This is a genomic window from Pseudarthrobacter sp. DSP2-3-2b1, assembly GCF_049895945.1.
Lineage (GTDB): Bacteria > Actinomycetota > Actinomycetes > Actinomycetales > Micrococcaceae > Arthrobacter.
In genome coordinates this window covers 67,422-82,466 of record NZ_JAFCTI010000010.1, presented here as the reverse complement: position 1 = coordinate 82,466, position 15,045 = coordinate 67,422, and the positions used below count along the sequence as shown (strand labels likewise).

Annotated in this window: 16 protein-coding genes; 7 read left to right on the top strand and 9 right to left on the bottom strand. The window is 65.7% G+C overall.

Annotation, left to right across the window (positions count from 1 at the left end; all coding sequences use genetic code 11):
- Nucleotides 1-128: 128 nt before the first annotated feature.
- Both ACP7AX_RS13405 and ACP7AX_RS13400 read left to right on the top strand, forming a co-directional pair.
- Nucleotides 129-1,133 (top strand): alpha/beta hydrolase, encoded by a 1,005-nt coding sequence (locus ACP7AX_RS13405; RefSeq protein ID WP_426226934.1) that lies wholly within the window; start codon nt 129-131, stop codon nt 1,131-1,133.
- A gap of 117 nt (nt 1,134-1,250) precedes the next feature.
- The gene (locus ACP7AX_RS13400) at nt 1,251-2,129 is read left to right on the top strand and encodes an alpha/beta fold hydrolase (RefSeq protein WP_426227058.1); all 879 of its coding nucleotides are present in this window, start codon (nt 1,251-1,253) and stop codon (nt 2,127-2,129) included.
- A 43-nt stretch (nt 2,130-2,172) separates the two neighbouring features.
- Here ACP7AX_RS13400 and ACP7AX_RS13395 read toward each other — a convergent pair whose 3' ends face one another.
- Nucleotides 2,173-2,922, bottom strand: a complete 750-nt coding sequence (locus tag ACP7AX_RS13395) for a glycosyltransferase family A protein (protein ID WP_426226932.1) — start codon at nt 2,920-2,922, stop codon at nt 2,173-2,175.
- A 146-nt stretch (nt 2,923-3,068) separates the two neighbouring features.
- On the opposite strand from ACP7AX_RS13395, the gene ACP7AX_RS13390 reads away from it, so the two are divergent.
- Entirely contained in the window at nt 3,069-3,272 is a 204-nt protein-coding gene (locus tag ACP7AX_RS13390) for a cold-shock protein (protein ID WP_013599688.1), read from the top strand.
- Nucleotides 3,273-3,363: 91 nt separating this feature from the next.
- Here ACP7AX_RS13390 and ACP7AX_RS13385 read toward each other — a convergent pair whose 3' ends face one another.
- Nucleotides 3,364-4,497 (bottom strand): acyl-CoA dehydrogenase family protein, encoded by a 1,134-nt coding sequence (locus tag ACP7AX_RS13385; RefSeq protein ID WP_131684690.1) that lies wholly within the window; start codon nt 4,495-4,497, stop codon nt 3,364-3,366.
- Between the two features lie 166 nt (nt 4,498-4,663).
- Here ACP7AX_RS13385 and ACP7AX_RS13380 point away from each other — a divergent pair, with 166 nt between their 5' ends.
- Complete coding sequence (locus ACP7AX_RS13380) at nt 4,664-5,179, top strand: MarR family transcriptional regulator (RefSeq protein ID WP_131684626.1); 516 nt, start codon at nt 4,664-4,666, stop codon at nt 5,177-5,179.
- A gap of 9 nt (nt 5,180-5,188) precedes the next feature.
- Here the strand turns inward: ACP7AX_RS13380 and ACP7AX_RS13375 are convergent, their stop codons facing one another.
- Both ACP7AX_RS13375 and ACP7AX_RS13370 read right to left on the bottom strand, forming a co-directional pair.
- On the bottom strand, nt 5,189-5,845 hold the full coding sequence (locus tag ACP7AX_RS13375) for a VTT domain-containing protein (RefSeq protein WP_131684691.1): 657 nt from the start codon (nt 5,843-5,845) through the stop codon (nt 5,189-5,191).
- A 61-nt stretch (nt 5,846-5,906) separates the two neighbouring features.
- On the bottom strand, nt 5,907-6,488 hold the full coding sequence (locus tag ACP7AX_RS13370; RefSeq protein WP_131684627.1) for a helix-turn-helix domain-containing protein: 582 nt from the start codon (nt 6,486-6,488) through the stop codon (nt 5,907-5,909).
- Between the two features lie 66 nt (nt 6,489-6,554).
- On the opposite strand from ACP7AX_RS13370, the gene ACP7AX_RS13365 reads away from it, so the two are divergent.
- Nucleotides 6,555-7,529: an NAD(P)/FAD-dependent oxidoreductase gene (locus tag ACP7AX_RS13365; RefSeq protein WP_426226927.1), complete on the top strand. Its 975-nt coding sequence runs from the start codon at nt 6,555-6,557 to the stop codon at nt 7,527-7,529.
- A gap of 15 nt (nt 7,530-7,544) precedes the next feature.
- Here the strand turns inward: ACP7AX_RS13365 and ACP7AX_RS13360 are convergent, their stop codons facing one another.
- The 4 genes from ACP7AX_RS13360 to ACP7AX_RS13345 are packed head-to-tail and all read right to left on the bottom strand — an operon-like array spanning nt 7,545 to nt 11,902.
- The gene (locus ACP7AX_RS13360) at nt 7,545-8,321 is read right to left on the bottom strand and encodes an enoyl-CoA hydratase (RefSeq protein ID WP_426226925.1); all 777 of its coding nucleotides are present in this window, start codon (nt 8,319-8,321) and stop codon (nt 7,545-7,547) included.
- Nucleotides 8,318-9,289 carry a 3-hydroxyisobutyrate dehydrogenase gene (mmsB, locus tag ACP7AX_RS13355; RefSeq protein ID WP_426226923.1) on the bottom strand — a complete coding sequence of 324 codons (972 nt, stop codon included), beginning with the start codon at nt 9,287-9,289 and terminating at the stop codon, nt 8,318-8,320. The genes ACP7AX_RS13360 and mmsB overlap by 4 nt, the downstream gene beginning before the upstream one ends.
- Nucleotides 9,282-10,373, bottom strand: a complete 1,092-nt coding sequence (locus ACP7AX_RS13350; RefSeq protein ID WP_426227055.1) for an enoyl-CoA hydratase/isomerase family protein — start codon at nt 10,371-10,373, stop codon at nt 9,282-9,284. The genes mmsB and ACP7AX_RS13350 overlap by 8 nt, the downstream gene beginning before the upstream one ends.
- 29 nt (nt 10,374-10,402) lie before the next feature.
- Nucleotides 10,403-11,902 (bottom strand): CoA-acylating methylmalonate-semialdehyde dehydrogenase, encoded by a 1,500-nt coding sequence (locus tag ACP7AX_RS13345; RefSeq protein ID WP_131684631.1) that lies wholly within the window; start codon nt 11,900-11,902, stop codon nt 10,403-10,405.
- Nucleotides 11,903-12,043: 141 nt separating this feature from the next.
- Here ACP7AX_RS13345 and ACP7AX_RS13340 point away from each other — a divergent pair, with 141 nt between their 5' ends.
- Entirely contained in the window at nt 12,044-12,850 is an 807-nt protein-coding gene (locus ACP7AX_RS13340; RefSeq protein WP_131684632.1) for an exodeoxyribonuclease III, read from the top strand.
- Between the two features lie 34 nt (nt 12,851-12,884).
- Nucleotides 12,885-13,886, top strand: a complete 1,002-nt coding sequence (locus ACP7AX_RS13335; RefSeq protein ID WP_426226920.1) for a hypothetical protein — start codon at nt 12,885-12,887, stop codon at nt 13,884-13,886.
- A 55-nt stretch (nt 13,887-13,941) separates the two neighbouring features.
- On the opposite strand, the gene ACP7AX_RS13330 is transcribed toward ACP7AX_RS13335, so the two are convergent.
- The gene (locus ACP7AX_RS13330; protein WP_426226918.1) at nt 13,942-15,006 is read right to left on the bottom strand and encodes a LacI family DNA-binding transcriptional regulator; all 1,065 of its coding nucleotides are present in this window, start codon (nt 15,004-15,006) and stop codon (nt 13,942-13,944) included.
- Nucleotides 15,007-15,045: the final 39 nt, after the last annotated feature.

Genomic DNA, 15,045 nt, shown 5'->3' with positions numbered 1-15,045 from the left:
CGGGCCCCGGAGATCCTCCGGGGCCCGTCCTGTTGCCCGGTCCCTCCGGCGTCAGCGGGGGGCAAATTTCGTTCGAGGCGACATGCTGTGCCGGGAGTACGCTGAGAACATGATTTCCGCGGTTTGCCGTGAAAACCCACCCGGCTGACTCTGTTCTGGCCAGCAGGGTCCGGCGCTCCCTGCGCCGCGTGCCTGTATGGGCTTGGCGCCTGCTGATGCACAGCCTGAGTTCCAGCGAAAAGGCCCGCTTCAACAAAGACCCCATCACCGGCCTGGAATATACCTTCGACATCGACTTCGTCGGCGAGGGTCATCGCTACCAACTCCTTGATGTGATCGCGCCCTCCACCCCGGATGACGGATCCCCGGCCCTTCCCGTGTACGTCTACTTCCATGGCGGCGGCTGGACCTCCGGTGATAAAGCCGCCCTCACCAAATACTGCGCGAGCCAGGCCGAGGCCGGCATGGTGGTGGTCAACGTCAATTACCGGATGGCCCCCGAATTCCACATGGCCCATGTCCTCGACGATGCGAACGCGGCGCTGAACTGGGTGCAGCGGAACATCAGCCGGTTCGGCGGGGACCCCCACCGCCTCGTCCTGGGGGGCGACTCCGCCGGCGGCCAGATCGCGGCGCTGCTCACTGCTGCGACGCTCCGTCCGGAACTTGCAGGCCACTACGATCTCCGCCCCGCCGTCGGGGCTAAGGACATCAAGGGGCTGGTGCAGCACTGCAGCGTGGTGGACTTCTCCGTTTTCTTCGAGAAGGGCTTTGTCCTTAGCCTGAACTTCGTCCGGATGCTGATCCCGGGCCACGGGGACCGGGCCGGCCGGGCGCCCAAACCGGGACGGCATGCGCGGCTGCGCCGGGCCGCCCGGTTCCTCTCCCCGATCGAGTGGCTGGATTCCAGCCATCCGCCGGTCCTTGTCACCACGTCCGAACGCGACTACTTCTACACTGCCAACCTGAACTACATCAACCGCCTGCGCGAGCATTCCATACCGGTTGACGCGCTGGTCTACGACTGGGCCTCAAGCAACACCGAACACACGTGGCAGCAGAACTACCGCTATCCCGAGTCGCAGGAGGTCTACCGCCGGCTCCACGCCTTCGTGGACCGGGTGGCCGGGTAAAGCGCTCCTGCCGCGGCAACGTGCTCCTGCCGGGTTGGGGGCTATCTTTGATCCATGGCGTCGCACGAGCCGAACAAACGTCAGGACGGGCAAACCCCAGCGCCTTCAGCCGGGCCCATGGACGGGACCACCCGCGAAAAGGCGGAGGTCCGGGACTGGGACTGGGCTGTCCTGCCTGAGGGCTCGGTACGTTCCCGCTTTGCAGCACCCAGCGGCAGCCTCGCGATGGCAACCATGGGAAAGCCCCAGAACCCCCGCGTGGTGCTGGTGCCCGGAGTCACGGGTTCCAAGGAGGACTTCGCCATCATGATGCCGGACCTCGCGGAGGCCGGCTTCCAGGTGGTCAGCTACGACCTGGCAGGGCAATATGAATCCGCCGGCGCCGGGCCGGAAAACCTTGTCCCACCCCGGAACCACTACGACTATGAGCTCTTCGTAGACGATTTCCTGGCGGTCCTCGAATCCGGCGAAGGCCCGGCCCACGTTGTCGGGTACTCCTTCGCCGGCATAGTGGCGCAGATTGCGTACACCCGCCGGCCGGAGCTCTTCCGCAGCCTGACCCTCCTGAGCTGCCCGCCGGAGCCCGGGCAGGGCTTCAGGGGTGTGCGCAGGTTCGGCAGGTTCACCGGCTGGGCCAATGGCCGGGCAGGTGCTGCCCTGATGGTCTGGGGTATCCGCCGGAACTTCAACAGAATCACTCCGCACCGGCTGATATTCGTCAAGCACAGGTTCCGGTTCACGCGCCGCCAGTCTGTGCGCGACATCTATGAACTGATGAAGCGGACGCCGGACCTGCGGCAGGAGCTGGCCGCCGCCACGGTGCCGAAGTTGGTGGCTGTGGGTGAACACGATCTCTGGCCACTTGAACTGCATCAGCGTTTCGCCGGCTCCATCGGCGCCCGGGTCGCTGTCTACCGCGGAGGCCACAGCCCCTGCGAGACGTCACCGCATGAATTCGCCCGCGACCTCCTCGACCTCTACGCAGGGAACGCGTAGGCACTCAGGGCCGGCCCCGGTAGGGCCGGGTTCCGGTAGGCACTCAGGGCCGCCTGCCGTGTTCGCGTTCCCACCGCCGGCGCTCGGCGAGGCGCCGTAACGGCGGCTCGGCTGCGAATTCCATCCGGAATGTTTCCAGCGTCATCGCCATCCTGCTCCGCATTGACTGGAGATTTTTGAACGGCCTCGCCGAGACGCCCACCCGGAGCAAGGGATCGTAAGTGACGGTCATATCGGGACGCAGGTGGTACGAAATATCAAAGTCGTCATGGACCCGCGCATTGTCGCGGATGACGGTACCGCTGAGCCTCGCCCAGACCTCGGACCGGACGGCAAAGTTTGAGCCGAAGAGCGGGGTGTGGCCCATCAGCAGGCCGACGGCCCAGAAAAAACCACGCAGGTAGACGTGGCGGCCCAGCCAACACACCAGCCTGTTCGCACCGTAGAAATATGCCGGCCCGGACACTGCGGACAAGGGGCCGGTCCGGTCAAGGATAGCTTCAATCCGGTGCAGCCAATCCGTTGGCGGCCGCGAATCCGTGTCCAGCCGGGCGATGATCCCGGACTCCGCCGCGTCGAAACCTGCCGCCGTGGATGCGGCAATTCCAGGCAGGCTGACCGGGATCCTGCGCACGCCCGCTGCGTCACAGACGGCAGCGGTATGGTCGGTGCTGGAATTGTCTATCACGATTATTTCGTCAGCCGGACGGGTCTGTTTTTTCAGCATCGCAAGGCATGAAGCCAGCATGTCAGCATCGTTTCTGGACGGTATCACCACAGCGATTGATCCCATGTTGCCCAGACTATAGCGCCATATAGGGACAAATACCCTTGCAAGCAGGCCGCCAGCCCCGTACGTTTGGGAAAGCGGATGAAGTTCGCAGCACCGGGGGCCTTTGTGCCGGCGGAGCAACTCAGAGTCACACGAAGGAATGCAGCATGGCAACAGGCACAGTTAAATGGTTCAACGCCGAAAAGGGTTTTGGTTTCATTGCCCCTGACGACGGGTCAGCCGACGTTTTCGCACACTACTCGGCTATCGCCAGCAGCGGCTACCGCTCGCTGGATGAGAACCAGAAGGTCGAATTCGATGTGACCCAGGGCCCCAAGGGCCCGCAGGCAGAGAACATCCGTCCGCTCTAATAGCTCAAGGTAACCGCCCCGGCCTGGCCGGAGCACTACCGGACAAACCAAGAGTCCCGCTGAAACATTAGTTTCAGCGGGATTTTTGCGTCTACGCAAAGGCCGACTTTCCCGTCACCGCCCGGCCCACGATCAGTGAGTTGATCTCATAGCTGCCCTCGTAGGTGTACAGGATTTCCGCGTCCCCAAAAAGCTTGCCCATTTCGTAGTCCGTGCTGATTCCGTTCCCGCCCAGCAGCGATCTGCCCATTGCCACGGAGGCGCGGGCCAGCCGTGTGCAGGTGGCCTTGGCCATGGCAGCCTGCACCATGTCCAGTTTCCCGTCCTCCTGGATCCTGGCCAGCTGGGCCATCAGCGCCAGCGAGGCTGAGGCGTTGCCCAGTATTTCCGCGAGTTGCTGCTGGATCAGCTGGAACCGGGCGAGTTCCTTGCCGAACTGCTTGCGTACCAGCGAATAGGAACGGGCGACGTCGAACGCGGCCAGTTGGATGCCGGCGGCCTGCCAGCCCACCCAGGCACGGGAATCCCGCAGCAGTGCGTTTGCCTTGGAGAAATCCGTGGCGCCGGGGAGCAGATTGGACTCCGGAATCCTGACGTCCGTGAGGACAATGTCCGCATTCTGCATGATGCGGAGGCCGATTTTGTTGGCGATCTTCGTGGCCGAGTACCCTGGCCGGCCGGTCTCGACGATAAAGCCCTTGATCTGCCGATCGGCGGTGTCGCGGGCCCACACCAGGGCAAAGTCGGCGATGGTGCCGGCGCCGATCCAGCGTTTGGCACCGTTGATGACCCACTCCCCGTTGTCCAGCCGCGCGGAAGTCTCCAGGCCGCCGGCGATATCGGAGCCGTGGTCCGGTTCCGTCAGGGCGAAGGCCCCCAGCTGGCTGAAGTCCAGGAGCCCGGGCAGCCAGCGGCGCTTCTGCTCGTCAGAGCCGAGCTCGTTGATCATGCCGACGATCAGTTCGTTGTGGATTCCCACGAGGGCGGAGAGCGAAACGTCTGCCCGGGCAACCTCTGTGTACATCAATCCCTTGAACAGCTTGGAGCTGCCGTCCGTCTGCAGCCCGCCGAGGCCCTGCCGGCCCATCTCCTTGAGCAGCCCGAAGGGAAACTCCTCCCGGTTCCAATACTCGATGGATGCCTCCCGCACGGACGACTGCAGGAACGCGCGGACGCCGAGATACCGCTCCCGCTCGGACGCGGGCAGGAGGTCAACGACGTACATCAGGTCGGCGTCCGGGAAGGGGACTGTTCCCTGTTCTTCGCTCCCACGTCCTTGTGGCTGCACGGGCGTTCATCCCTTCAGTCGTCCAAAACCATTGGATGTCCTAGTATATTGCACAGGATCAGAAAGAAAGTGGGATGCATCACATGGCGGAAGACGGACGAGGATGACCACACCACTCCCCCGTGATCCCATCGCGGATGCCCGGCGCAATTGGGAGGCCCACGGGTGGGCCGACGTGGCCGCGCCGATGGCCGCCATCACGGCCATCATGCGTACCCAGCAGATCCTGCTCGCCCGCGTGGAAGGCATTCTCAAACCACGGGGACTGACGTTCGCACGCTACGAATTGCTGGCCCTGCTCAGTTTTGCCCGCAGCGGGGCGCTGCCCATGAACAAGGCGAGTGCCCTGCTCCAGGTCCATCCGACGTCGGTGACCAACGCCGTCGACCGGCTCGAAAAGGCGGGGCTGGTCTCGCGCGCGCCGCATCCCACTGACGGCCGCACCACGCTTATCGAAATCACCGCGGAAGGCCGGACGCTCGCCAAGAGCGCCACGGCGGCGCTGAATACCGAGGTCTTCAGCCAGTCAGGGTTCAGCCCGGAGGACGTGGACCACCTGATCAGCATCCTGGGCAGGTTCCGCCGGAATGCCGGGGACTTCTCCGATCAAGGCCTGTGACAGGCCAGGTCAGCGCTTGCCCGCCCCTCTGCGGCGTACGCTCCTGACGACGAGCCAGAGCACCGACAGGCCCAGCGCCAAATAGACCGCGTAGTTGAGGAAGCGGGAATACTGCTCAATCACCTGATACTGGGTGCCCAGTGCGTAGCCCAGGCCGATGAGGGCTCCGTTCCACAGCCCGCTTCCGCCGAGCGTGTAGAGGCTGAACGTGCCAAGGTGCATGCTGGACGCGCCAGCGGGCAATGAAATCAGGCTGCGCACGCCGGGCAGCAGCCGGCCGAAGAAGATCGATGACCGGCCGTGACGGCGGAACCAGCCGGCGGCGTGATCAAAGTCCTCCCGGTCCACCAGCGGAAGCCTGGACAGGCCCCGGATGGACCGCTCCAAACCGAGCCTGGCACCGAGCCAGTACAGGAGGAGCGCCCCCAAATAGGCGCCAAGCGTGCTGGTGATGAAGATCAGGACCAGGTTCAGCGCCCCCTGCTTCGCCAGGTAACCGGCCAGCGGCAGGATCACTTCACTGGGGATGGGCGGCAGGACGGTCTCTGCGAGGGTGAACAGCCCCACACCCCATTCGCCAAGGGTTTCAATGCCCCGCGCGGCAACGCCCACCAGGCCGGTCAGGTTCTCTGTTGAGCCGGAGGCGGCCTCGGACGTTTTCCACATAGACATTCCCCATTCCACAAAGTATCCAGCCGAGCCCCTGGCAGCCTGCGCCCCTACGAGTCTAGGAGGACCCCGGCCTGGACCTCACATGCATGCGTTCGCCCTGGGTGCCGAAAAGGCTGAGGAACTCCACAGCGCCGGTATCCGCCCGGCCAAACCAATGCGGAACGCGGGTATCGAATTCAACGGCTTCGCCGGGCGAGATCACCAGGTCCTTGCTCCCCAGGACCATCCTGAGCCGGCCGTTGAGCACGTACAGCCATTCGTACCCCTCGTGGACCTGCGGGTTCGGCTCGTCGGGCTGGCCGGCCGGCAGGATGTGCTTGTAGGCCTGGATTCCGCCCGGCCGCCTGGTCAGCGGAATGATGGTCATCCCGTGGCGGACCATCGGGCGCAGGTGCAGGCGGGGATCCCCGGTTTCCGGCGCTCCCACGAGTTCATCCAGCGGGACCCGGTGGGCTTTGGCGAGGGGCAGCAGCAACTCGAGGTTGGGGCGACGCTGGCCCGATTCCAGCCTGGACAGGGTGCTCACCGAGATTCCGGTGGCCTCGGCGAGGGCAGCCAAAGTCGTGTTGCTGCCCAGGCGCAGGGCCTTCAGGCGTGGTCCTACGGCGGCGAGGACATCGTCCATCTGCTGATCCATTCCCCTAGTTTGCCATTCCGGCAACATTCCTTGCCAGTTATTGCGCTCACGGCACACCATGGAGACATGAACATACATGACAACAACACATACGACGTCCTGGTGATCGGCGGCGGTGCCGCAGGCCTGAGTGCCGCCCAGATGCTGGGGCGGACCCGCCGTTCCGTACTGGTGGTGGACAGCGGCGAGCCCCGGAATGCCCCCGCCCAGGGTGTTCACGGATTCCTGTCGCGCGATGGCGTCAGCCCCGCCGAGCTCCTGGAGATCGGCCGGGCCGAAGCCGCGCGCTACGGTGTCCGGACGGTCCAGGGCGAAGCCGTTACCGCTGCAGGCAGCATTGCTGAAGGCTTTACCGTGACACTGGCGGACGGACGTGCCCTGCACGGCAGCCGCCTCCTGATCACCACCGGGCTGGTGGACGATCTGCCCGCCATTCCCGGGCTCCGCGAGCGCTGGGGCAAGGACGTGCTGCACTGCCCCTTCTGCCACGGCTGGGAAGTTCAGGACCAAGCCATCGGGGTCCTCGGAAAGGGGCCCTGGTCCGTGCACCAGGCACTGCTGTTCCGCCAGTGGAGCGCCAACATCACGCTGTTCCTAAACGATCTGGTGCAGCCCTCCGACGAAGAACGGGAGCAGTTGGCCGCCCGCGGGGTCAAGGTGGTGGCCGGCGCGGTCGAATCGCTGCGTGTGGAAGAGGACCGGCTGCGCGGGGTCGCTTTGGCCGGCGGTCCGGAGGTGGCTGTGGATGCCGTGGTGGTGGGACCGCAGGTCCGGGCGCGGCCGGACGCATTCGCCGGCCTGGGCCTGCAACCGGAACCGCACCCCATGGGCATCGGCGACTTCCTGGCCACGGACGCCGACGGCGCCACTGACGTCCCGGGAGTCTGGGCGGCAGGCAACGTGACGGACATGCGCGCGCAGGTCATGGCGTCGGCAGCGGCCGGCTCGTGGGCCGCCGTCGTGATTAATAACAGCCTGATGGCCGATGAGATGGCGGCAGACCTCGCCGCCTACCGCGAATCCCTGGCGGTTGCTCCGTAGGGAGCAACGACGGGGTCAGCGGTGGTTGAACTCCGGCTGGCGCTTCTCCGTGAAGGCGGCCATGCCTTCCTTCTGGTCTTCGGTGGCGAAGAGTGAGTGGAAGAGCCGCCGCTCAAAGACGACCCCCTGGGCCAGGCCCACCTCGAAGGCGGTGTTCACGGCTTCCTTCGCCAGCATGGCCACCGGCTTGGATTTGGAGGCGATGACTGCGGCGGCTTTCAGTGCCTCGTCCACGACGTCCGCCGCGGGCACCACACGCGAGACCAGCCCGGCGCGTTCGGCCTCGTCAGCGCCAATGAAACGCCCCGTGAGGATCATGTCCATGGCCTTCGCTTTGCCCACGGCACGGGTCAGCCGCTGCGAGCCGCCCATGCCGGGGAGGACGCCGAGGTTGATTTCCGGCTGGCCGAATTTGGCGTTGTCGCCGGCGATGATGAAATCGCACATCATGGCCAGTTCGCAGCCGCCGCCCAGTGCGAAGCCGGACACTGCGGCGATGGTGGGGATGCGGAGCCGGGTGAAGTCCTCCCAGCCCCGGAACCAGTCGGCGGCGTACATGTCCATGTAGCCCTGTGCGGCCATCTCCTTGATGTCCGCCCCGGCGGCGAATGCCTTGGCTGAACCGGTGATCACCACCGCCCCCACTGCCGGGTCTGCGTCCATGGCGGACACTGCGGCGACGAGTTGGACCATGGTGGCGTGGTCCAGGGCGTTGAGCGCCTCCGGCCGGTTGAGCGTGACCAGGCCTACCCGGCCGCGCTGCTCCACCAGGATGTTCGTGTACTCCGTCATGCCTGACTCCCGTCATTGTGCGACTTCGCGCGGATTTCGGTGATGATTCCGGAGAAGTCACGGTCTGCGCCGCCTTCAGCCGCAAACGTATCGTAGATCTCAGACGCGAGCGGCCCCACCCGGGCTGCCACGCCCGTGCTCTGGAGGGCATTAAGCGCGAGCCGCAGGTCCTTGGCCATCAGCGCGCCGGCAAAACCCGGCTGGTAGTCACGGTTGGCGGGGCTCGTGGGGACCGGCCCTGGAACGGGACAGTTGGTGGTCAGCGCCCAGCACTGCCCGGAAGCGTTGGAAGCGACGTCGAACAGCGCCTGGTGGGTCAGGCCCAGCTTCTCGCCGAGCACGAACGCCTCACTCACCGCGATCATGGAAACACCGAGGATGAGGTTGTTGCAGATTTTCGCCGCCTGGCCACCGCCGTGCCCGCCGCAGTGCACCACCCGCCTGCCCATCACCTCGAGCATGGGCCGCACCGCTTCGAAGTCCTCCGGCTCGCCGCCCACCATAAACGTGAGGGTGCCGGCTTCAGCGCCCACCACACCGCCGGAAACGGGCGCGTCCACGGACCGGTGGCCTGCCTCGATGGCCAGTGCCGCGGCTTCCCTGGCCTCGTCCACGTTAATGGTGGAACAGTCCAGGAACATGGTTGCCGGAGCAGCGGTTTCCAACAGCCCCGGTTTCCCTTCGGCGCCGCGGTAGGCGTCCAGCACGTGCTGGCCGCTGGGGAACATGGTGAGCACTACAGCCGCGCCGGCCACAGCGTCCGCGGCGCTCCCGCTGATGGGCACGCCGTGGGCACGTGCGGCTTCCAAAGCCGCGGGAACAACGTCGTAACCCGCCACGGGATAGCCGGCCCTGACCAGGTTCACCGCCATCGGCCCGCCCATGTGGCCCAGGCCCAGGAAGGCGACAGTTGGCTTCCCGGATCCGCTACTGGAATTTTCGGGCACGGCAACAGGGTTTTCAGACATGGTCCGTCTCCTTTGGCTGAAGCGTGAGCTCCCGGTCTCCGAGCCGCTCGAAGAACCGGTCAACATCTGCCGGCCGCACCTCATGCAGGGTGGCCGGTTTCCAGAGCGGCGTGCGGTCCTTGTCCACCACCTGCGCCCGGATCCCTTCGCGGAAATCCGGCGCGGCCAGGAACCGCAGCCCCACCCGGTATTCCTGAGCCAGGGCCTCGTCCAGGGTGAGGCTCCTTGCCCTCCGCAGGGACTCCAGTGCCACTTTCACGGCGGTGGGCGATTTGGCTTCGATGGTGTCCGCTGCCTCGTGGGCTGCTTCTGCCGCCGGCCCGTCAAAGGCGCGCAGCCTGCTCACAATGTCCTCCGCGTCGTCGCTGGCATAGGCTTCATCGATCCAGCCGCGCTGCCCCGCCAGTGAGGCGGGCGGAGCAGCGCGGGCAACACGTACGACGGCGGCTTCCGCGCTTTCGTTTTCGAGCGCCGCTGCCAGCTCCGCGAGGCTGTCCGCCGGCACGTAGTGGTCCGCCAGCCCCAGGAAAAGCGCGTCCGCCCCGGTGAGGTGTGCCCCGGTGAGCGCCGCATGGGTGCCCGACTCCCCCGGTGACCTGGCCAGCAAAAAGGTACCGCCGACGTCGGGCACAAAGCCTATGGTGGTTTCCGGCATCCCCGTCCGCGTCCGCTCGGTGACCACCCGGTACGAACCGTGCGCCGAAATTCCGACGCCTCCGCCAAGCACCAGCCCGTCCATCAGGGCCACATAGGGCTTGGGGTAGCTTGCGATCAGGGAGTTCAGGTGGTATTCGGTGGCCCAGAAGTCGGCCGTCTGGGTTCCTCCGGTGAGCAGGTCCCGGTAGATCGCCACAATGTCGCCGCCGGCGCAGAGGCCCCGCTCTCCGGCGCCGTGCACCAGGACGGTGGCCACGCCGTCGTCGTCCGCCCAGGCGGTGAGCTGCTCCAGCATGGCGGTGACCATCCCGGCGGTCAGCGCGTTAACCGCCTTGGGCCGGTTAAGGGTGATGATGCCGAGGTGGCCGCGGCGGGCGAAGAGGATCTCCGGCTCAAGTGCTTCCGTGGCGCCTTTTCCCTCGGGCATGAGTGTTTTTTCCGGTGGCAGCCCCGTCATCAGCTTCCTTCCGGCATCACGAAGCTGGAGCCCTGGCGGATCCCGGAGGGCCAGCGCGTGGTGACTGTTTTGGTCTTGGTGTAGAAGCGGAACGCATCCGCGCCGTGCTGGTTCAGGTCACCAAAGCCGGACGCCTTCCAGCCGCCGAAGGTGTAGTACGCGATCGGCACAGGGATGGGGACGTTGATTCCCACCATGCCCACTTCCACCCGGCTGGCGAAGTCGCGGGCAGCATCGCCGTCGCGCGTGAAGATGGCCACGCCGTTTCCGAATTCGTGCTCGCTGCACAGGCGGAGGGCCTCATCGTAGTCAGCAGCGCGGAGGATGCTCAGGACCGGGCCGAAGATTTCCTCCTGGTAGATCTTCATGTCCTTGGTGACGTGGTCGAAGAGTGTGGGGCCTACCCAGAAGCCGTCGTCGTAGCCTTCCACTGTGAGTCCGCGCCCGTCCGCCAGCAGGGTGGCGCCCTGGTCCACGCCGGACTGGATGTAACCCTCGATCCGTTCCTTGGCGCTGGGGGCCACCACGGGCCCGAAGTCTGAATCCTTGGCCAGGCTGTGGCCCACCTTGAGCCCCTTGATGCGGTCCTGGAGTTTTCCGGCCAGCCGGTTGGCGGTGTCCTCCCCCACCGGGACGGCCACGGAGATGGCCATGCAGCGTTCACCGGCGGAACCGTACCCGGCTCCGATCAGGGCATCGGCGGCCATGTCCAGATCGGCGTCCGGCATGATCACCATGTGGTTCTTGGCCCCGCCGAAGCACTGGGCACGCTTGCCGTTGGCTGCCGCAGTGGCATAGATGTACTGGGCGATAGGTGTTGAGCCCACAAACCCGATGGCCTTGACGCGCGGGTCCTCAAGCAGCGCATCCACCGCTTCCTTGTCACCGTTGACCACGTTGAAGACGCCGTCCGGGACGCCTGCTTCGGAGTACAGCTCGGCCAGCCGCAGGGGGACCGAGGGATCCCGTTCGGAGGGCTTGAGGATGAAGGCGTTGCCTGCCGCCAGGGCCGGGCCGGACTTCCAGAGCGGGATCATGGCCGGGAAGTTGAAGGGCGTGATGCCGGCAACGACGCCAAGCGGCTGCCGGAGGGAGTGGATATCGATTCCCGGGCCGGCGTCTGTGGAAAACTCACCTTTGAGCAGGTGCGGGGCGCCGGCTGCGAACTCCACCACCTCGATGCCGCGCTGGATATCGCCCTTGGAATCCGCGAACGTCTTGCCGTGCTCGGAGGACAGCAATGTGGCGAGCTCGTCCAGGTTCTGGTTGACCAGATCGACGAATTTCAGCAGGATCCGGCCGCGGCGCTGCGGGTTCATGGCACCCCACTCAAGCTGGGCCTTCTCCGCGGCGGCCACTGCGTTCTGGACTTCCTCCCGGCTGGCCAGCGGCACCCTGGCCTGGATCTGGCCCGTGCAGGGATCAAAAACATCGCTGTAACGGCCTGAGTTCCCCTCGACTCTCTGGCCGCCGACGTAATGGGACAGTTCGCGCACCATGGCTGAATGCTCCTTCGCATGTGATCCAGATCATCTGTGCAAGCGAATATACTCGGACTTCCTACTAAATTCCAGACGTCCTGGGCTGCCGGCATCCGCCGTCGGCTATGCCGGGCGCCCAAGTTCGGTAAGTTAGGGACTGTGAAGATTGCTACCTGGAATGTGAACTCCCTCCGTGCCCGCGCCGACCGCGTGGAGGCATGGCTGCAGCGCAGCGACTGCGACGTCCTGGCCATCCAGGAGACCAAGTGCAAGGACGAGAACTTTCCCTGGGAACTGTTCGAGCGGATGGGCTACGAAGTGGCGCATTTCGGCGTGGACCAGTGGAACGGTGTGGCCATTGCTTCCCGTGTGGGGCTCGAGGACGTGGAGCGGACCTTCCTGGACCAGCCCACGTTCGGCAAAGCCGGCAAGGATCCCGTTCAGGAGGCCCGCGCCATAGCTGCCACCTGCGCCGGCGTCCGGATCTGGAGCCTCTACGTGCCCAACGGCCGCTCCCTCGACGACGAGCACATGCCGTACAAGATTAAATGGCTCGGCTCCCTCAAGGATCACGCTCAAAGCCTCCTCGCCGCTGATCCGTCGGCCCAGGTGGCACTGATGGGCGATTGGAACATCGCGCCGCTGGACGAGGACGTCTGGGACATCAACCTGTTCCTGACCCAGGGCTACACCCACGTCAGCCCGCCTGAACGCGCAGCATTCCACGCCTTTGAAGAGGCCGGCTTCACGGACGTGGCACGCCAGTACACCCCCGGGCCCGGCGTCTACACGTACTGGGACTACACCCAGCTCCGCTTCCCGAAGAAGGAGGGGATGCGGATCGACTTCGTCCTTGGCTCACCCGCCCTTGCCGCCCGCGTCACCGGCGCCTCCATCGACCGCGAGGAACGCAAAGGCAAAGGCGCCTCTGACCATGCCCCCGTGCTGGTGGACCTGGCCGACTGATGGTCGCGGCGTGGGCTCAGGAAGGGAGACTGCAGTGACCGGAAACCTCTACCGGGGCCAGGCCGGCCTGCCGTTCTCTTCCACGCTGCGGGTCTACGAACCGTTGGACGCTTTCCCGGAGGGACAACGCGAGGCAATCCGGGCCGCCGGTGCGCGGACTGTGTCCCGGGCCGCCGTAGAAAACGCCGAACTGCTTGCCTCGCTGGGGCGGATCACACGCTCCGGCGGGGACCCGTTCCCCACCGGGCGCACGGACCTGGTGCGCATCACCACGGTGCCCGGCGTGCCGCCCCGGGGCAAAACCCAAACCGGAACGCCCGACGCCGGTGCTGACGCGCCCTCTGGTGCGGGAACCCACCAGGGTGCCGGCTCCCACCGCGGTGCCGTTTCCGGTTCCGAAGCGACCGCTGCCGCGACCGGAGCCGAATCCGGGGACGCGCCGATCCTGTTGTACTGCCCCAGCCAACTGGTGCTCCGCGCCGGCCTCGCCGCGAACGCGCTGATGGAAGGCATCCACGGACCGCTGGCTGAGATGCTGATTCCTGAAGAGCAGCGGGACAAACACCAGGAACGGATCGATCAGGTCAAAGCCCGCGACGGCTCCATCCGCGTGCACACGCGCGCCTCCACCTGGGGCATTCCGTTCAGCTGGTTCTCGCTGTTCATGGAAGACGACCGCAAGGATGTGGTGGAATCCGGCGGCCGTATCCTGACCGTCCGGGTCTGGGCCCCGATCACCGAGGCGATCGAGCGGGCGCGCTATGCCGTGGCGCATCTGGCCCTGGCCGCGCCGGACTTGGACATGCTGGACGACCTCGCCCAGCTGACCGAGTGGCTGGAGCAGTTCCACGTCCAGTCCATGGTGGAACTGGACTACGGTGCAGTCGCGGACAAGGTGTATCCGGACGAGTCGCCAATGGACATCAGGCTGGGCATCGAATGCCTGGCTGAAGGGGACATGACCGGTGCCGCTGCGGCCTACCGCCGGCTGGCCTCGCGCTGGATCCCCATCAGGCAGCTGGCCCGCGCCTCCTGACCAGGACGGCTCCGGACGGCCCATACAGCCGGGGCGTTGCCCCGTGAACAGGCAGCTAGGCTGCCGTTCCCCCGGAAGGGGGTGCCGCCGTCGTGCGTCTCACGATGAGCTGGTGCCCGGCGACGGCGGAATGGACTGCGCCGCTGATACCGTCGAGCTCGTCGAGGAGCATCTTGGTGGCCAGCTCCGCCTGCTCGTCCGGCCGCTGGCCAACCGTGGTCAGTCCTACGGCTTCGGCGAAATCGTGGTTGTCTATCCCCACGACGGAGAGGTCCTCGGGCACGCGCACTCCCACCCGTGCGGCTTCGAAAATGACACCCATGGCCATCTCGTCGGAGGCGCAAAAAATGGCGGTGGGCTTGGGATCCGGCAAGGCCCACAAGCGCCGGAACGCCACCTGGCCGCTGGTCACCGTAAAGTCCCCCACCTCGTCCCACTCCGGGCGGATGGGCAGTCCCGCCGCCGCCATCACGTCCTTAAAGGCCAGGATCCGCACACGGGGGACATCGAAATTGAGGTCGGTTTCGTCGTCGCCATGCAGGAGTGCGATGTCCCGGTGGCCGAGGTCGATCAGGTGCCGGACGGCTGTGGACGCGGCGGCGTAATCATCAATGCCGATATAGGCGCACTCCTCCACGTGGCCGCCCACCACCACCAAGGGGATATCGAGCTTCTGCAGGTGATCCAGCTCTTCGTGGGTGAGCGCCATACAGAGCACCAGCAGCGCATCAATCTGTTTGTAGACCATGGTTTTACTGAAGAGCCGTTCCCGGTGGCTGCCGTGACCGCCCAGGTTGAACAGGGAAAGGTTGTAGTTGCGCGCATGGAGTTCACGGTCCGCGCCCTCGATGGCCTTGGAAAAAAACCAACGGCTCACGAAGGGCGCCAGCACGCCAATGGTCTTGGTCCGTCCGGTCGCCAGCCCCGAGGCTGACGAGGAAGCAACGTAGCCAAGGGCGCCCGCCACCTCCAGGATTTTCTCCCGGGTGGCGGGCGAAACCCTGGGCAGCCCCCGCACGGCCCGCGACACTGTGGCAGTGGACACTCCGGCGGCCGCGGCCACATCTTCAATACTGACGCCGCTGTGGCCGCCCCGTTGCGACCTTTCAATGCGTGCCACCGTGTCCCCCTGTTCAACTACGTGCGGGCAACCGCGTGA

Bases quoted from the DNA above. Each gene is read 5' to 3' on its own strand.
- ACP7AX_RS13400 (WP_426227058.1), top strand. From the start codon at position 1,251: ATGGACGGGACCACCCGCGAAAAGGCGGAGGTCCGGGACTGGGACTGG.
- ACP7AX_RS13395 (WP_426226932.1), bottom strand. From the start codon at position 2,922: ATGGGATCAATCGCTGTGGTGATACCGTCCAGAAACGATGCTGACATG.
- ACP7AX_RS13390 (WP_013599688.1), top strand. From the start codon at position 3,069: ATGGCAACAGGCACAGTTAAATGGTTCAACGCCGAAAAGGGTTTTGGT.
- ACP7AX_RS13385 (WP_131684690.1), bottom strand. From the start codon at position 4,497: ATGTACGTCGTTGACCTCCTGCCCGCGTCCGAGCGGGAGCGGTATCTC.
- ACP7AX_RS13380 (WP_131684626.1), top strand. From the start codon at position 4,664: ATGACCACACCACTCCCCCGTGATCCCATCGCGGATGCCCGGCGCAAT.
- ACP7AX_RS13375 (WP_131684691.1), bottom strand. From the start codon at position 5,845: ATGTGGAAAACGTCCGAGGCCGCCTCCGGCTCAACAGAGAACCTGACC.
- ACP7AX_RS13370 (WP_131684627.1), bottom strand. From the start codon at position 6,488: ATGGATCAGCAGATGGACGATGTCCTCGCCGCCGTAGGACCACGCCTG.
- ACP7AX_RS13365 (WP_426226927.1), top strand. From the start codon at position 6,555: ATGAACATACATGACAACAACACATACGACGTCCTGGTGATCGGCGGC.
- ACP7AX_RS13360 (WP_426226925.1), bottom strand. From the start codon at position 8,321: ATGACGGAGTACACGAACATCCTGGTGGAGCAGCGCGGCCGGGTAGGC.
- mmsB (WP_426226923.1), bottom strand. From the start codon at position 9,289: ATGTCTGAAAACCCTGTTGCCGTGCCCGAAAATTCCAGTAGCGGATCC.
- ACP7AX_RS13350 (WP_426227055.1), bottom strand. From the start codon at position 10,373: ATGCCCGAGGGAAAAGGCGCCACGGAAGCACTTGAGCCGGAGATCCTC.
- ACP7AX_RS13345 (WP_131684631.1), bottom strand. From the start codon at position 11,902: ATGGTGCGCGAACTGTCCCATTACGTCGGCGGCCAGAGAGTCGAGGGG.